This is a genomic window from Streptomyces sp. PA03-6a, from assembly GCF_033792765.1.
Taxonomy (GTDB): domain Bacteria; phylum Actinomycetota; class Actinomycetes; order Streptomycetales; family Streptomycetaceae; genus Actinacidiphila.
Genome location: NZ_JARAVK010000090.1, coordinates 19,045 through 34,310, shown reverse-complemented (window position 1 = coordinate 34,310; position 15,266 = coordinate 19,045). Strand labels below are relative to the sequence as shown.

14 protein-coding genes are annotated in these 15,266 nt (G+C 73.7%); 5 read left to right on the top strand and 9 right to left on the bottom strand.

Features of this window, described 5'->3' with window-relative positions:
• Positions 1 to 126: 126 nt before the first annotated feature.
• The gene (locus tag PV350_RS22045; protein WP_499513648.1) at positions 127 to 1,137 is read left to right on the top strand and encodes an aldo/keto reductase; all 1,011 of its coding nucleotides are present in this window, start codon (positions 127 to 129) and stop codon (positions 1,135 to 1,137) included.
• A 24-nt stretch (positions 1,138 to 1,161) separates the two neighbouring features.
• Here PV350_RS22045 and PV350_RS22040 read toward each other — a convergent pair whose 3' ends face one another.
• Together PV350_RS22040 and xylA are read right to left on the bottom strand one after the other, a co-directional pair.
• Entirely contained in the window at positions 1,162 to 1,665 is a 504-nt protein-coding gene (locus tag PV350_RS22040; RefSeq protein ID WP_500335549.1) for a GNAT family N-acetyltransferase, read from the bottom strand.
• Between the two features lie 53 nt (positions 1,666 to 1,718).
• Complete coding sequence (gene xylA / locus PV350_RS22035) at positions 1,719 to 2,888, bottom strand: apurinic/apyrimidinic endonuclease family protein (RefSeq protein WP_499513646.1); 1,170 nt, start codon at positions 2,886 to 2,888, stop codon at positions 1,719 to 1,721.
• Between the two features lie 73 nt (positions 2,889 to 2,961).
• Here xylA and xylB point away from each other — a divergent pair, with 73 nt between their 5' ends.
• The 3 genes from xylB (at position 2,962) to PV350_RS22020 (ending at position 6,746) form a co-directional block, all read left to right on the top strand.
• Positions 2,962 to 4,374, top strand: a complete 1,413-nt coding sequence (xylB, locus tag PV350_RS22030) for a xylulokinase (protein ID WP_500335547.1) — start codon at positions 2,962 to 2,964, stop codon at positions 4,372 to 4,374.
• Positions 4,375 to 4,539: 165 nt separating this feature from the next.
• Complete coding sequence (locus PV350_RS22025) at positions 4,540 to 5,691, top strand: ROK family protein (RefSeq protein WP_499516926.1); 1,152 nt, start codon at positions 4,540 to 4,542, stop codon at positions 5,689 to 5,691.
• A 167-nt stretch (positions 5,692 to 5,858) separates the two neighbouring features.
• Complete coding sequence (locus PV350_RS22020; protein WP_500335545.1) at positions 5,859 to 6,746, top strand: prohibitin family protein; 888 nt, start codon at positions 5,859 to 5,861, stop codon at positions 6,744 to 6,746.
• Between the two features lie 90 nt (positions 6,747 to 6,836).
• On the opposite strand, the gene PV350_RS22015 is transcribed toward PV350_RS22020, so the two are convergent.
• The gene (locus tag PV350_RS22015; RefSeq protein WP_499513643.1) at positions 6,837 to 8,126 is read right to left on the bottom strand and encodes a L,D-transpeptidase; all 1,290 of its coding nucleotides are present in this window, start codon (positions 8,124 to 8,126) and stop codon (positions 6,837 to 6,839) included.
• 249 nt (positions 8,127 to 8,375) lie between these two features.
• Positions 8,376 to 8,771: a hypothetical protein gene (locus PV350_RS22010; protein WP_499513642.1), complete on the bottom strand. Its 396-nt coding sequence runs from the start codon at positions 8,769 to 8,771 to the stop codon at positions 8,376 to 8,378.
• A gap of 189 nt (positions 8,772 to 8,960) precedes the next feature.
• Here PV350_RS22010 and PV350_RS22005 point away from each other — a divergent pair, with 189 nt between their 5' ends.
• Positions 8,961 to 9,248: a hypothetical protein gene (locus tag PV350_RS22005; RefSeq protein ID WP_500335543.1), complete on the top strand. Its 288-nt coding sequence runs from the start codon at positions 8,961 to 8,963 to the stop codon at positions 9,246 to 9,248.
• 42 nt (positions 9,249 to 9,290) lie between these two features.
• On the opposite strand, the gene hutH is transcribed toward PV350_RS22005, so the two are convergent.
• From hutH to PV350_RS21980, 5 genes are all read right to left on the bottom strand, one after another.
• The gene (gene hutH, locus PV350_RS22000; RefSeq protein WP_499516925.1) at positions 9,291 to 10,856 is read right to left on the bottom strand and encodes a histidine ammonia-lyase; all 1,566 of its coding nucleotides are present in this window, start codon (positions 10,854 to 10,856) and stop codon (positions 9,291 to 9,293) included.
• A gap of 127 nt (positions 10,857 to 10,983) precedes the next feature.
• A complete protein-coding gene (locus PV350_RS21995; RefSeq protein ID WP_500335541.1) occupies positions 10,984 to 12,135 on the bottom strand; it encodes a GGDEF domain-containing protein in 1,152 nt (383 codons plus the stop codon).
• Positions 12,136 to 12,234: 99 nt separating this feature from the next.
• Positions 12,235 to 13,038: an enoyl-CoA hydratase/isomerase family protein gene (locus tag PV350_RS21990; RefSeq protein ID WP_499513639.1), complete on the bottom strand. Its 804-nt coding sequence runs from the start codon at positions 13,036 to 13,038 to the stop codon at positions 12,235 to 12,237.
• Between the two features lie 70 nt (positions 13,039 to 13,108).
• Positions 13,109 to 14,266, bottom strand: a complete 1,158-nt coding sequence (locus tag PV350_RS21985; RefSeq protein ID WP_500335539.1) for an adenylate/guanylate cyclase domain-containing protein — start codon at positions 14,264 to 14,266, stop codon at positions 13,109 to 13,111.
• Between the two features lie 91 nt (positions 14,267 to 14,357).
• Positions 14,358 to 15,200: a biotin--[acetyl-CoA-carboxylase] ligase gene (locus PV350_RS21980; protein ID WP_499513637.1), complete on the bottom strand. Its 843-nt coding sequence runs from the start codon at positions 15,198 to 15,200 to the stop codon at positions 14,358 to 14,360.
• Between the last annotated feature and the right edge of the window lie 66 nt (positions 15,201 to 15,266).

The window sequence follows — 15,266 nt, the reverse complement described above, 5'->3', positions numbered from 1 at the left end:
GGAGGGCGGGTGGACGCCCGCCGCAGGCGCAAACAACCCGCACACGACAACCGGCCGCAACCACAACCCCCCGCCCCGGACAACGCACTTGCCGGGAGTCCACTCGAAGAGGTTCGCTGGTACCCCATGAGGTACACACAGCTCGGCCGCACCGGCCTCAAGGTCAGCCGCATCGTCCTGGGGACGATGAACTTCGGCGGGCAGACGGACGAGGCCACCAGTCACACGATCATGGACGCCGCGCTGGACACGGGGGTCAACTTCTTCGACACGGCGGACATCTACGGCACCGCCGAGGACAAGGGCCTGACGGAGAAGGTCATCGGCTCGTGGTTCGCGCGGGGCGGGGGCCGCCGCGACAAGGTGGTGCTGGCCACGAAGGTCTACGGGAACATGTCGGCGGACGGGAAGGCGTGGCACGAGGAGTCGTGGCCGAACCACGACCGGCTCAGCGCCCTCAACATCCGCAGGGCGGTCGAGGCCAGCCTGCGGCGGCTCGGCACGGACCACATCGACGTCTACCAGTTCCACCACGTCGACCGGCGCACCCCGTTCGAGGAGATCTGGCAGGCGGTGGACGTGCTGGTCCGCCAGGGCAAGATCCTCCACGCGGCGTCGTCGAACTTCCCCGGCTACAAGATCGCGCAGGCCAACGAGGTCGCCGCGAACCGCGGTTCGATGGGTCTGGTCAGCGAGCAGTGCCTGTACAACCTGGCGGAGCGCCGCGCCGAGCTGGACGTGATCCCGGCGGCGCAGGAGTACGGGCTCGGTGTGATCCCGTGGTCGCCGCTGCACCAGGGGCTGCTGGGCGGCGCGCTGCGCAAGGAGCGGGAGGACGGCGGGGCCCGCACCAAGGTGGGCCGGTCGGCGGCGGGGCTGGCCGACCCGGTGGTCCGGGCGCGGGTGCAGGCGTACGAGGACCTGCTCGGCAAGCACGGGCTGGAGCCCGGCGAGGTCGCGCTGGCCTGGCTGCTGACCCGGCCCGGGGTCACCGGGCCGATCGTGGGGCCGCGCACGCCGGAGCAGTTCTCCTCGGCGCTGCGCGCGGTGGACCTGGAGCTGGACGAGGAGCTGCTGGCGGGTCTCGACGAGATCTTCCCCGGACCGGGCCCCGCCCCGGAGGCCTTCGCCTGGTGACCGGGTCCGGTGGCGCCGGCCCGATCAGGCCGGCGCCGCCGCGAGCCGCTTCGTCAGCACGCGCTCGGGGCGTCCGTCCGGCATGACCCCGCCGGGGCCCCCGTCGTCGGCGAAGCCGTTGCGCACGTAGAGCGCCGTCGCCGGCGTGTTGCCCTCCGCGATGGCGAGGTGGAGCAGGGCGACGCCCGCGGTGCCCGCGGCCCACTCCTCGACGGCCCGGATCAGCAGGTCGGCGACGCCGCGGCCGCGGGCCTCGCCCGCGACCCACATCGAGATCAGCTCGGCGCTGTCCGGCAGCTCGCCGGGGACGCCGCTGGCCATGCCGCGGGGCCGGCCGTCCACGAGGGCGACCAGGTTGTACGAGCCGGGCAGGGCGAGCCGGTCGCGCCAGCGTTCCTCGCGGTCGCCGTCGCCCTGCCAGTCGGCGAGCCGGGCGCCGAAGGCGTGCGGCGCGTCGGCGAGCGCGGCGAGCCGCAGCTCCCGCCAGAGCGGCCAGTCGTCGGGGGTGAGCACGCGCAGTTCGATCACCCCCGCAGGGTGCCGCCGGGCCGGGCCCGGCGGCAACCCGGTTTCCGCGGGGCTCAGCGGGTGCCGAGCAGGTGGTCCATCGCGAGCTGGTCGAGCTGCTCGAAGGCGGACCCGCGGGTCGCGACGGCGTCGGCGTCGAACTCCTCGTAGGCGCCGCGGTCGGCGAGCAGGTCGGCCAGGGACTCGCCCTCGCCGAGGGTCGGCTGCGCCAGCTGGTCCAGGCGGGCGGCCTTCAGCGCGTCCTGCACGGCCGGGTCGGCGCGGAACGCGGCGGCACGGTCCTTGAGGATGAGGTAGTTGCGCATGCCGCCGGCGGCGGACGCCCACACACCGTCCATGTCCTCGGTCCGCGGGGGCTTGAAGTCGAAGTGGCGCGGGCCCTCGTAGCCGGCCGACTCCAGCAGGTCGACCAGCCAGAACGCCGAGCGCAGGTCGCCGGCGCCGAAGCGCAGGTCCTGGTCGTACTTGATGCCGGTCTGGCCGTTGAGGTCGATGTGGAAGAGTTTGCCGTGCCACAGCGCCTGGGCGATGCCGTGCGGGAAGTTCAGCCCGGCCATCTGCTCGTGGCCGACCTCGGGGTTGAGGCCGACGAGCTCGGGGTGGGCCAGCTCGTTGATGAACGCCAGCGCGTGGCCGATGGTCGGCAGCAGGATGTCGCCGCGCGGCTCGTTCGGCTTGGGCTCGATCGCGAAGCGCAGGTCGTAGCCCTGCTCCAGGACGTACTCGCCGAGGAGGTCGAAGGCCTCCTTGAAGCGGTCGAGGGCGACCCGCACGTCCTTGGCGGCACCGGACTCGGCGCCCTCGCGGCCGCCCCAGGCGACGTAGACCTTGGCGCCCAGCTCGGCGGCGAGGTCGATGTTGCGGATGGTCTTGCGGAGCGCGAAGCGCCGGACCTCGCGGTCGTTGGCGGTGAAGCCGCCGTCCTTGAAGACCGGGTGCGTGAAGAGGTTGGTGGTGGCCATCGGCACCTTCAGGCCGGTGGCGTCCAGGGCCTGGCGGAAGCGCTTGATGTGGCCCTCGCGGGCGGTGTCGTCCGAGCCGAAGGGGATCAGGTCGTCGTCGTGGAAGGTGACGCCGTACGCTCCGAGCTCGGCCAGCCGGTTGACGCTCTCGACGGGATCGAGGGCGGGGCGGGTCGCGTCACCGAAGGGGTCGCGGCCCTGCCAGCCGACGGTCCAGAGACCGAAGGTGAACTTGTCCTCGGGGGTGGGGGTGAAACTCATCGCGGCGGCTCCTATTCGTAAGACCACTGAACAAATTAATATGCCATCGCCGCTTTGTGAAGGGAGCCGCAGGATGGGTAACGGACCGATCGCGCTGGGTGTGGACAGCTCCACCCAGTCGACCAAGGTGCTCGCAGTCGACGTGGAGACGGGCGAGGTGCTGGCCAGGGGACAGGCCCGGCACACGGTGAGTGAGGGCGCGGGCCGCGAGACCGACCCCGAGGTGTGGTGGCGTGCGCTCGGCGCCGCGCTCGCCCAGATCGGGCCGTACGCGGAGCGCGCCGACGCCATCGCGGTCGGCGGCCAGCAGCACGGCCTGGTCGTCCTCGACCCGGTCGGCCGGCCCCTGCGGCCCGCCCTGCTCTGGAACGACGTGCGGTCCGCCCCGCAGGCCGCCGCGCTGGTGGAGCGGCACGGCGCCGCGTACTGGGCGGAGCGCTTCGGCAGCGTGCCCGGCACGAGCTTCACCGTGACCAAGTGGGCCTGGCTCACCGAGCACGAGCCGGAGACCGCCAAGGCCGCCGCGGCCGTGCGCCTCCCGCACGACTTCCTCACCGAACGGCTCGGCGGCGCCGGCGTCACCGACCGGGGCGACGCCTCCGGCACCGGCTGGTGGGCCACGGACACCGAGACGTACGACGAGGCGCTGCTCGCCGAGATCGGCCTCGACCCGGCCCTGCTGCCCAGGGTCCTCGGCCCCGGCGAGGCCGCGGGGGTCACCCTGCCCGGGCTGCCGCTGCGCGAGGGCGTCCTGGTCGGCGCGGGCACCGGCGACAACGCCGCCGCGGCCCTCGGCCTCGGGCTCCTGCCCGGTCAGCCCGCGCTGAGCCTCGGCACCTCCGGCACGGTCTACACCCCCGCCGCCACCCGGCCCACCGACCCCACCGGCATCGTCGCCGGCTTCGCGGGCGGGCACGGCGACTGGCTGCCGCTGGCCTGCACCCTCAACTGCACCCTCGCCGTCGACAAGATCGCGGGGCTGCTCTCCCTGGACCGCGAGGCGGTCGAGGGGGGCGGCGGCACGGTCCTGCTGCCCTTCCTCGACGGCGAGCGCACCCCCAACCTGCCGTACGCCTCCGGGCTGCTCACCGGGCTGCGGCACGACACCACCCCGGGGCAGATCCTCCAGGCCGCGTACGACGGCGCGGCGTACGCCCTGCTCACCGCACTCGACCAGGTGCTCGCGGTCGACGGCACCACCTCCGACGAGCCCCTGCTGCTCATCGGCGGCGGCGCCCGCGGCACGGCGTGGCGGGAGACCGTGCGGCGTCTGTCGGGGCGGGCCGTCCGGATCCCCGTCGCGGACGAGCTGGTCGCGCTGGGCGCGGCCGCGCAGGCCGCCGGGCTGCTCACCGGGGAGTCCCCGCAGGCCGTCGCCCGCCGCTGGGACACCACGGCCGGCCCTTCCTACGACCCCGTCCCGCGCGACGACGCCGCGCTCGACCGCCTCGCGGCGGCGCTGGCCGACTCCTTCGACGTGCGGTGAGCCGCTCGCCCCGCCCGGGGTCCGGCCGCCGGGCGGGGCGTGCGAGGGTGGGGGCAGGACGACGTTGACCAGGACGGATGACGGACGAGAGCGGAAGGGGACCGGGGCGTGGCGGAAGGGCCGGGGTCGCAGGCGGGGTTGCGACGGCGGAATCTGGCGCTGGTGATGCGAGCCGTGGCGGAACACGGCGAGGTCTCGCGCGCGGCCGTCGCCGCCGAGGTCGGGCTGACCCGGGCCACCGTGTCGACCCTCGTCGACGAGCTGCTCGCGGCCGGCCTGCTGGTGGAGCTGGGCACCCAGCGCCCCGGCACGGTCGGCCGCCCCGGCACCGCCCTGGCGCTCAACGACACCGGTCCGGCGGGCCTCGGCGCCGAGGTCGGGGTGGACCACCTCGCCGCCGTCGCGGTCGACCTGCGCGGCACCGTGCGCGCCCGGGCCCGCGTCGAGGCGGACAACCGCGGCCGTCCGGCGCCGGAGGTGCTGCGCGAACTCGCGGCGCTCGTCGGCGGGGTGCGGCAGGAGGCGCGGGCCGCCGGACTGAGCGCGGCCGGACTGACGCTCGCCGTGCCGGGCCTGGTCGGCCGGGACCGGCAGGTCGTGATGCGGGCGCCGAACCTCGGCTGGGAGGACGTCGACGCCGCGGGCTGGTTCGACCGGGCAGGGGGCGACTGCCTCGCCGGAGCCCGCATCCCGGTCACGGTCGAGAACGAGGCCAACCTCGGCGCCCTCGCCGAGCTCTGGCTGGGCGGCCACGAGGGCGTCACCGACTTTGTGCACGTCTCGGCGGAGATCGGCATCGGCGCGGCGCTGGTCGTCGACGGCCGGCTGTTCCGCGGCGCGCGCGGCTTCGCCGGGGAGCTCGGCCACGTGCCCGTGCACCCGACGGGCCCGCGCTGCTCCTGCGGGGCCCGCGGCTGCCTGGAGCAGTACGCGGGCGAGGAGGCCGTGCTGCGCGCCGCGGGCATCGCCCCGGAGCGGCCGGACGCGCTCAAGGCCCTCCAGGCGGCCGCCGTTGAGGGGGACCCGGCGGCGTTGAAGGCGCTCGCGGCCGCCGGGCAGGCCTTCGGGATCGCGCTGAGCGGCGCGGTGAACCTGCTGGACCCGCAGGCCGTCGTGCTGGGCGGCACCCTGGCCTCGCTGGCGCCGTGGCTGCGCTCGGCCGTCGAACGCGAGCTGGGCCGCCGCGTGACGGACCGTCAATGGCGCGCGGACGCCGTGCGGGTGTCCCGGCTGGGCCGCGAGGGCGTGCTGCTCGGGGCGGCGTACAGCGTGGTGCGCTCCGTCCTGGACGACCCCCAGGCGCTGCGGACGCGGTAGCCCGCCGGGCACCCCGCCAGGGCCCGCGTCCGGACCAGGCAACAGCCTCGCAACAGCTCGTCACGGCCCGTCACACGACGTACGGAACCGTCACCTCGGGCCGTTACGATGCGCTGCGCGGCGCGGCCGGGGGGCGGCGCCGGTCCGTGTTCCGGAGGGGGATCCCTGTGTTCGTGCTGTCCATCCTGCTGCTCATGGCGGCGGTCGTGCTGTTCTTCGTCGCCCGGGGCCAGAGCTCCGTCGGCTGGAAGCTGGGAGCGGCGCTCAGCGCCCTGGCGGGCGTGCTGGCCGGCGCCTTCGCATGCGTCCACGTCGTGAGCGCCTACGAGGTCGGCGTCCCGGTGACCTTCGGCAAGGTCGGCTCCCCGCTGACCTCCGGCATCCACTTCAGGTCGCCGTTCACCGACGTCACGTCGTTCTCCACGCGCCCGGTCGACCTCGATCTGCACGACAAGGACGTGGTCGAGGTGCGCTCCTCGCAGGGCGGGGTGCTCTACGCAGACGTGACCATCAAGTGGGCCGTGGTGCCCGCCAAGGCCGTCGAGCTCTACCGGCTGGCGGGCAACGAGGAGGCCATCCAGTCGCGGCTGGTGATGCCGGACAGCCGCGAGATCATACGCAACGTCTTCGCCAAGCACAGCAGCGAGGAGGGGTACGCCTCCGGCCGCGAGCGGATCGGGTCGGAGATCGACGCCCTGATCAAGCAGCGCCTCGCCCCGCGCGGCATCGACGTCACCGCGGTGAACCTGCGCAACGTGCGGCCCTCCGACCAGTTGCAGGAGCAGATCGACAAGAAGATCCAGCAGGAGCAGGCCACCGAGCGGGCCACCGAGGCGGCCAGGACGGCCAAGGCCGAGGCGGAGCGCAAGCGGATCGAGGCGGAGGGCATCGCGAGCGCCAACCGGATCATCGCGCGGTCGCTGAGCGACAAGGTGCTCTACAACCAGTGCCTGGACGCCTACCGCGAGGCCGCGAAGTCCAACCCCGTGTACGCGGTGCCCTGCGGCACGGGCGCGAACGGCTCCCCGGTCATCGTGGACGGCACGAAGGACTGACGGCCCGCCCGGCGAGGGCGCGAAGGACGCCACAGGGGCCCGGAACCTCATGGTTCCGGGCCCCTGTCGCCGTCCGGGGCGGGAGCGGTATCAGACCGCGCTGCCGGCCTTCCAGGCGCTCCAGCTCATGTTCCAGCCGTTGAGGCCGTTCGCCGGGTCGACGGTCTTGTCCTTGGAGTTCTTCACGATCACGACGTCGCCGACGATCGAGTTCGTGTAGAACCAGTAGGCGTCGGTGGAGGTGTCCTTGGCGCCCTTGGTGTCGTTCAGGCCCACGCAGCCGTGGCTGGTGTTGACGGCGCCGAACACCGAGTCGGCGCCCCAGTAGTTGCCGTGGATGAAGGTGCCGGACGTGGTCAGGCGGATGGCGTGCGGCACGTCCTTGATGTCGTACTCGCCCTTGCCGTCGTCGTCGGTGAAGCCGACCGTGGCGCCGTTCATCCGGGTCTCGGTGAACTTCTCCGACATCACCATCTGGCCGTTGTAGGTGGTGTTCTCGTCCGAGCCGGCGGAGATCGGGATGTTGCGGATGACCTTGCCGTCGCGGGCGACCTTCATCCGGTGGGTCGAGGCGTCGACCGTGGAGACCTGGCTGCGACCGATCTTGAAGCTGACGGTCTTGTCCTGGACGCCGTAGATCCCGGAGGAGCCCTCGACGCCGTCGAGGTTCAGCTTGAGGGTGACGGTGGAGCCGGCCTGCCAGTAGGACTCCGGGCGGAAGTCGAGCCGGGTGGAGTTGAACCAGTGGCCGACGACCTCCTGGCCGCTGCTGGAGGTCACCGCGATCGCCGACTGGACGGCCTTCTTGTCCTCGATCGCCTTGGTGAAGTTGATCGAGACCGGCATGCCCACGCCGACGGTCTGGCCGTTCTCGGGCGTGTAGTAGCCGATGAAGCTGTGCGCGGAGGTGACCGTGGTGAAGGTGGAGTTCTCGGCGGCCTTGCGGCCCTTGCCGTCCTCCGCCTTGGCGGCGATCTTGTACTGGGTCTCCCGCTTCAGCGGGCCGTCGGGCGCCCAGCTCGACCCGTCCGCGGAGATCGTGCCCTTGACGGCGGAGCCGTCGGCGACCGAGGTCATGGTGACGCTGGTGAGCTCACCGTCGGTCACCTGCACCTTGGCGCCCGTGTTGATGCTGACGTCGCTGGCGCCGGTCTTCGGGGTGATCGATATTCGGGCGTCCGAGGAGTCCTTGGCCGCCTGCTCGTCGACCGAGGCCTGCGACTTGGCGTTGTTGTCGGAACCGGCCGTGCCCGCCTTGTCTCCCCCGCAGGCGGTCAGCGTGATCGCCCCGACGGCGAGCAGCGCCAGAGCTGCCAGCCCGGCTCGCCGCTTGCGCGAGGGACTCGTGTCGGTGGCTGTGCCGGTCTCGGCGCGCTTCACACAGATCTCCAATGTCTTCCGGTACGCGTTTCCCCCGGCCCGCGTGCGTCGCGGGCCACGGCCCTCGATCGAGCCTCACTCGTACGTCCAGGAACTGCCAGGGTCTTTGGTCCGTTCCCCCACCCCGGGAAGTGTGGGGAAGAACACGTGCGTGACGCACGTGACATGGGCGCGGTCACGCGGCCCGTGCGAAACCCCGGACCCGTGAGGGGCCCGGGGCGGGTGAGTCACGCACTGCCGAAGACGCGTTCAGCGTCCCTGCGGTTCCTCCTCCTCGATGTCGGCTTCGTCCACCTCGTCGTCCACCTCGTCGTCGGCCTCGTCGTCGTAGAGGTCCCACTCGTCGGAGTCGGGGTCGTACTCGGTGTGGGCACAGGACCAGGACGCCTGCACCAGTTCGATCCCCGGCACGCTGGTGACCAGGTCGAACGGATCGACCAGGTAGGCCAGCGCCTCCGACTCGTCCTGCCGCACCGACGCCTCGGCGTGCTGCCGCTCGTCGTCCGGCATGTACTCGTCGCCGCCGATCTGGTCCAGCGCGGCGTCGGTCAGCTCGCCGGACCCGGTGATCTCCAGGACCAGCTCCACCTGGAGCCGCACGTAGCGCGGCCCGCTCTCCCCGGTGGGGATGTCAGTAGTGCTCATGTGACGGAGCGTATGCGGGGGAACGGCCCCCGTTGCGCAGGCAGTCCGCTTCCGGCGCGGAAGGATACCCGCGGCAGCCCTCCGGGAACCCGCGGAAGCTCCGGTTCCGGGGTCGAACTTCCCTCAGCGGCGGTTGTCTCACTACCATCGGCCTTCACGGTCAAGTCGCCGCAACCGCTGGGGGATCCGTTGACCTCGCACCGTCCACCCGCTTTCGTCGCCGTCACGGCTGCCGCCGTGCTCGGCGCCCTGTACTTCGTGCCCAACGCGTCCGCCAGTGCCGAGCACACGGCGAACACGAGCGCGCAGTCGTCCGTTTCCACCGCCACCGCCGGGTCGGGCACCGACCAGGGACAGCACCTGGCGGACACCGGCAGCGTCGACACCACGCCGTACCTGGTCGGCGGGACCGCCTTCCTCGGCCTGGGCGCGGCGCTCGTGGTCAACGCGAGCCGCCGCGCCCGCGAGATGTACTAGGAACCCGCCCGCCCCGGCCCGGAGGCCGGGGCGGGGCAGGGGTCAGGCGAGCGGGCCGGTGACCGACTCGGCCGCCGCCACCAGACCGCCGCCGCGCACGAAGTCGTACGCCGCCTCCAGGTCCGGGGACAGGAAGCGGTCCGGGCCGGGGCCGCCCACTCCGGCCTCGCGCGCCGCCTTCACCACGGCCTGGGTCGCCGGGGCGGCCACCAGTACCTCGCTGCCCTGGACGCGCAGCTCGACGGCGCGCGACGCGGCCATCAGCTCGACCGCCACGATCCGGGCCAGGTTGTCCACCGCCTGCCGCAGCTTGCGCGCGGCCGACCAGCCCATCGACACGTGGTCCTCCTGCATCGCCGAGGACGGGATGGAGTCCACCGAGGCCGGGACCGCGAGCCGCTTGTTCTCGCTGACCAGCGCGGCCTGCGTGTACTGGGCGATCATCAGGCCGGAGTCCACGCCCGGGTCGTCGGCCAGGAAGGCGGGCAGGCCGTGCGAACGGCTCTTGTCCAGCAGCCGGTCGGTGCGCCGCTCCGCTATCGACCCGAGGTCGGCCGCCGCGATGGCCAGGAAGTCCAGCACGTAGGCGACGGGGGCGCCGTGGAAGTTGCCGTTGGACTCCACACGCCCTCCCCCAGAGCCTTCGTCGGCGAAGACGACCGGGTTGTCGACGGCGGAGACCAGCTCGCGGTCGGCGACCGTCATGGCGTGCGTCACGGTGTCCCGGCCGGCGCCGGCCACCTGCGGGGCGCAGCGGATCGAGTACGCGTCCTGGACCCGCGGGGCGTCGTCCTGGTGGTGCCCGGTGAGCCCGGAGCCGGCGAGCACGCGGCGCATGTTCTCGGCGCTGGCCGCCTGGCCGGGGTGCGGGCGGATCGCGTGCAGCTCGGGGGCGAGCACCTTGTCGGTGCCCAGCAGCGCCTCCATCGACAGCGCGGCGGTGACGTCGGCGGCGGTGAACAGCCGGCGCAGGTCGTCGATGGCCATGACGAGCATGCCGAGCATGCCGTCGGTGCCGTTGATGAGGGCCAGGCCCTCCTTCTCACGCAGCTCGACGGGCTCGATGCCGTGCTCGGCCAGCAGCTCCGCGGCGGGGCGCACGACGCCGTCGGGGCCCTCCGCCTCGCCCTCGCCCATCAGGACCAGCGCGCAGTGCGACAGCGGTGCCAGGTCGCCGGAGCAGCCCAGGGAGCCGTACTCGTGGACGACGGGGGTGATGCCCGCGTTGAGCAGCGCGGCCATCGTCTCGGCGACGACCGGACGGACACCGGTACGGCCGGAGGCCAGCGTCTTCAGCCGCAGGAACATCAGCGCGCGCACCACCTCACGCTCCACGTGCGGGCCCATGCCGGCGGCGTGCGAGCGCACCAGGCTGCGCTGCAGCTGCGCGCGCAGCTCGGGGCTGATGTGCCGCACCGCGAGCGCGCCGAAGCCCGTGGAGACGCCGTAGACCGGCTCCGGTTTCGCCGCCAGGGCCTCCACGACCTCGCGCGCCGCGGCGATCCCGGCCAGCGCCTCCGCAGACAGCTCGACCCGCGCACCACCGCGGGCCACCGCCAGCACGTCCTCCGCCGCGGCCCCGTGGGCCCCGATCACCACGTTATGCATACTCATATTCACGAACCCTACGGACTGAATCGCAACCTGTCACGTGCCCGACGGGCCTCTTCCGCGCGGCCCCCGCCGCACCCGCCGGCCCGTCCCATGGTGCGCTCCCCGGGCCGCGGGCGGGGCTTCAGTCCCGCCCCCGGAAGCGGCGCCGCTCCACGTCGTGGCCCGCGGGCTGGTCGGCGAGCCGGACCACCGGGTCCTCCGGCGCCCCACGCCCGGCGACCACCGGCTCCACCGAGTGCAGCGCCTTCGCCCGGTACTGGGCCGCGTCCGCCAGCCGGAACAACCGGCGCCCCGAGGTCACCACGCCGATCTCCGCGTCCGTGGACGCCACCCCGACCGCCACCCCGTCGCCCAGCCCCAGCCACTTGGTCCGCACGCACAGCTCCTCGGCGACCGCCACGACCTGCTCCGCGCGGTGCCCCACCGACAGCAGGCAGAACTCGTCGCCGCCCAGCCGCGCGACCAGGCTGCCCTCCAGTGCGGCCCCGCACAGCGACAGCACGGAGCCGAAGCCGACCAGCAGCCGGTCGCCGACCGCGTGCCCGAGCTGGTCGTTGACCCGTTTGAGCCCGTTGAGGTCGCAGACCATCAGGCTCACCGGGGTCCCGTCGGCCCGGTGCCGTTCCACCGCCTCCTCCAGCCGCTGGTCGACCGCCCGCCGGTTGGCCAGCCCGGTCAGCGGGTCGGTGAAGGCCAGCCGGCGCACCTCGGCCAGCCGCTCGGTCTGGGCGATCCCGGCCGCGGTGAGCGCCGCGAGCACGGTCGCGAACTCGGCGTCGTCCCGGTCGAAGACCGGCCGCCCGGCGCCCCGGGCCACGTACAGCTCGCCCCAGGCGAGCCCGTGCAGCATGATCGGCGCGACGACGCAGGAGGTGCGGCCGCGCCGCCGCAGCGTGGCCACCCGCTGGTGGCAGTAAGCGCCGGTACGGCCCTCCGCCGGGCCCTCGGCCGTCTCGATCCAGGCGTGCGGCTCGCCGCCCTCGGTCCACTTGACGTGCAGGAACTCCACGATCTCCGGGAAGTCCGCGACCGAGTACACCTCCTCGACGGGCTGCGGCTCCTCGCCGGGCGCCAGGTCCCCGTCGTTGACCAGCACCCGCAGCCGTCCCCGGTCGCGCTCCCAGCGGGAGATCGCCGCCATGGAACCGCCGAGGGCGATCCGCGCCGAGGACGCGGCGGCGACGGCCGCCTCCATGGGCGACTTCGCCGCCGCCACCGCCCGCGCGAGTTCGGCGACGGCGCGCAGTCGAGCGTCCCCGCCGGTGCCGTTCATGCGCCCGTCTCCTGTCGCCCGCAGACTTTTTACCAGTTTGCGACGTTCGCACGGCCCCGCACGTTACGCGCCCGTCGGCGCGGTCGTTTTCCGCCTCAATCACTCACCCGGCCACACCGGGTCGCGCTTCTCGTTGAAGGCCGCGACACCCTCGGTGCGGTCCCCGGAGAAGGCGACCGTGCGCCATGCGGCGTCCTCGACGTCCAGCCCGGTCCGCAGGTCCGTGCCCTGGCCCAGCCGCAGCGCCCGCTTGGCCGCACGCAGGCCCACCGGCGAGTTCCCGGCCATCCGCGAGGCCAGCCCGAGCGCCTCCACACGGTCCTGGCCCTGCTCCGCGAGCACGTCCACCAGACCCAGCGCCAGCGCCTCCGCCGCGGGCACCCGGCGCCCGGTGAAGATCAGCTGCGCCGCCCGGGCCGCGCCCACCCGGCGCGGCAGCAACTGCGTGCCGCCGCCACCGGGGATCACGCCCACCGTGACCTCCGGCAGCCCCACGACGGCCGTCGGGTCGGCGACGATCACGTCGCACGCCAGCGCCAGCTCGTACCCGCCGCCGAGGGCGAAGCCGTGCACCGAGGCCACGGACGGCATCGGCAGTTCCAGCACGGCCGTGTAGGCGGCCCGCGTGTACGGGCGCTGCCGCGCGAGGTCGGCGTCGGTGAAGGAGTTGCGCTCCTTCAGGTCGGCGCCCACGCAGAACGCCCGCTCGTGGGTCGAGGTGAGCACGACGCAGCTGACCGACCGGTCGGCGGACAGCGCCGCGCACGCCTCGGTGACCGCCCGGGCCATGTCCGTCGAGATGGCGTTCATCGCCTTGGGCCGGTCCAGCACCAGTTCCGCCACCCGCCCGGCGTCACCGTGCCTGCGTACCGCCACCCACTCGCCAAACCGCTGCTCGGCCATCGCGCCGCCACCTCCGGGTCGCTGTTAACGATCGTGAACCGTCGACCGCCAGCGTAGTGGGCGTGCCCGCTCAGCCGCCCCGGCGGTTCAGCAGCCAGGGCTCGACCACGCCGAGACCGCGCACCGGCCGCCGCCACATGGGCTGCAGCCCGAAGCGGTACTTCTCCTCCGACCCGGGCTCGAGCTCCGCCTCCGACTCGGGTGCCTCGCCCGCCGCGACGAGCGCCTGCGCCAGCTCGCCGTCGACGAGCACCGCGTCCCGTGGCGCTATCGAGGTCAGCCGGCTCGCCAGGTTCACCGTGGTGCCGAAGACGTCACCCATGCGGGTCGTGACGGTGCCGAAGGCCATGCCGACGCGCAGCGCCGGCATCGTCTCGTCGCCGTTCATCGTCTCGATCAGCCGCATGCCGATCTCGGCGGCCGTGCCGGCGTCGTCCGCGACGAACAGCACTTCGTCACCGAGGGTCTTGATGAGCCGTCCGCCGTGCGCGGCCACCTGGTCGGCGGCCGTGGTCTCGAAGGCCTCGACCAGTTCGCCGAGTTCCTCCTCCTCCAGCCGCCGGGTGAGCCGGGTGAAGCCGACGAGGTCGGCGAAGCCGACCGCCAGCCGGCGGTCGACGGCCTCCTCGTCGTCCGAGCGGACGACCCGGCTGGTGGCGGCGGCAAGCTGGCGCCGCCACACGTAGGTGAGGAACTCCTCCAGCTCCGGCAGCAGCAGCTCGACCAGCGGATAGGCCACCTCGCCCCGGGTCATGCCGGGTTCGGGCGGTTCGGTGAGCTCCTCCAGGAAGGAGTCGGTCTGCCACTCGGCCAGCCGGGCCGTGGTCTGGCCGGTGGAGCGGGCGACCTGGATCGCCGTGCTCTCGCTGATCAGCCCGGCCTCGACCAGACCGGCCAGGCGGCGCAGCGCCAGGACGTCGGCCTCGGTCAGCGCGCGTGCCTGGCCGATGTCGGCGAAGCCCATCGCGCGCCAGAACCGGGCGGCGAGGTCCATGGAGACGCCGGCGCTGCGGGCCGCCTGAAAAGGTGTGTAGTGCCGTCCGGAGCCCAGGATCAAGTGCTCCAGGCGCAGGGCGATCGGGTCCTCTTCGATGGCGTGGGACCGGGTGGATCCGCCCCGTTCCTCGGGCTCCTCGTGCTCGTCGCGCTCCTCGCGCTCCGCCTGTTCGCGACGAGGCCCGCCCGGCTCTTCGTGCGGCGGGAGGTCGCTCGCGTCGTCCACGGTCACCGCCCGCCCCCTCCTGGGTCCCTGCGCACCGGCCCTTCCGATCACCGCGTCGGAGGCTGCCGCCTCAACAATACGGCAGGTGTGGCCTGGCTCACTGTCCCGCCGGCCGCACGTGGACGACGTCGCCCGCGGCGACCGCCCGCTCGCCCTCGCCGGTCGCGACGACCAGCCGCCCGTCGTCGTCGACGGCCACCGCCCGCCCGCCGACCTCGCCCCCGCCGGGGAGTTCGGCCCGTACGGTGCGGCCGAGCGTCACGCAGCCGGCGGCGTACGCCTGCTGCAGCCGGGAGCCGGCCGGATCGCCGTCGGCGCGAAGCCACTCGCCGTACCAGTCGGCCAGGGAACGCAGCACCGCGCGCAGCAGCGGGTCGCGGTCGGTGACCTTGGCCCCGGCGAGCATGAGCGAGCCCGCGGCGGGGACCGGCAGCTCCTCCTCGCGGAGGGTGACGTTGAGGCCGATGCCGATCACCACGGCGTCGTCGCCGACGCGCTCGGCGAGGATGCCGCCGGTCTTCCGTTCCTCGCCGTCGACGGTGACGAGCACGTCGTTGGGCCACTTCAGCCCGGTGTCCACGCCCGCCGTCCGCGCCACGGCGGTGGCCGTCGCCACACCGGCCAGCAGGGGCAGCCAGCCCCAGCGCCGGGGCGGGACGGACGTCGGCCGCAGCAGCACGGAGAAGAACAGCCCGGAACGGGCGGGGGCCTGCCACTGGCGGTCCAGGCGGCCGCGCCCCGCGGACTGCTCCTCGGCGACCAGCACCGCGCCCTCGGCGGCGCCCTCCCGGGCCCGGGCGCCCAGGTCGCTGTTGGTGGAGCCGGTGGAGCCGACCACGTCCAGGTCGGTCCACAGGCTGTCGGGGGTGACGATCGCGCGGCGCAGGGCGGCCGCGTTGAGCGGCGGCCGCTCGAGGTCGGACCAGCGGTTCGAGGTCATACCTCCCAGCCTAGGGTCTGCCCTCCGGATCGCCGTGGACGCGCCCGCCAGGGCCCGGGACGACGC

Bases quoted from the DNA above. Each gene is read 5' to 3' on its own strand.
- PV350_RS22045 (WP_499513648.1), top strand. From the start codon at position 127: ATGAGGTACACACAGCTCGGCCGCACCGGCCTCAAGGTCAGCCGCATC.
- xylA (WP_499513646.1), bottom strand. From the start codon at position 2,888: ATGAGTTTCACCCCCACCCCCGAGGACAAGTTCACCTTCGGTCTCTGG.
- xylB (WP_500335547.1), top strand. From the start codon at position 2,962: ATGGGTAACGGACCGATCGCGCTGGGTGTGGACAGCTCCACCCAGTCG.
- PV350_RS22025 (WP_499516926.1), top strand. From the start codon at position 4,540: ATGCGAGCCGTGGCGGAACACGGCGAGGTCTCGCGCGCGGCCGTCGCC.
- PV350_RS22010 (WP_499513642.1), bottom strand. From the start codon at position 8,771: ATGAGCACTACTGACATCCCCACCGGGGAGAGCGGGCCGCGCTACGTG.
- hutH (WP_499516925.1), bottom strand. From the start codon at position 10,856: ATGCATAACGTGGTGATCGGGGCCCACGGGGCCGCGGCGGAGGACGTG.
- PV350_RS21995 (WP_500335541.1), bottom strand. From the start codon at position 12,135: ATGAACGGCACCGGCGGGGACGCTCGACTGCGCGCCGTCGCCGAACTC.
- PV350_RS21990 (WP_499513639.1), bottom strand. From the start codon at position 13,038: ATGGCCGAGCAGCGGTTTGGCGAGTGGGTGGCGGTACGCAGGCACGGT.
- PV350_RS21980 (WP_499513637.1), bottom strand. From the start codon at position 15,200: ATGACCTCGAACCGCTGGTCCGACCTCGAGCGGCCGCCGCTCAACGCG.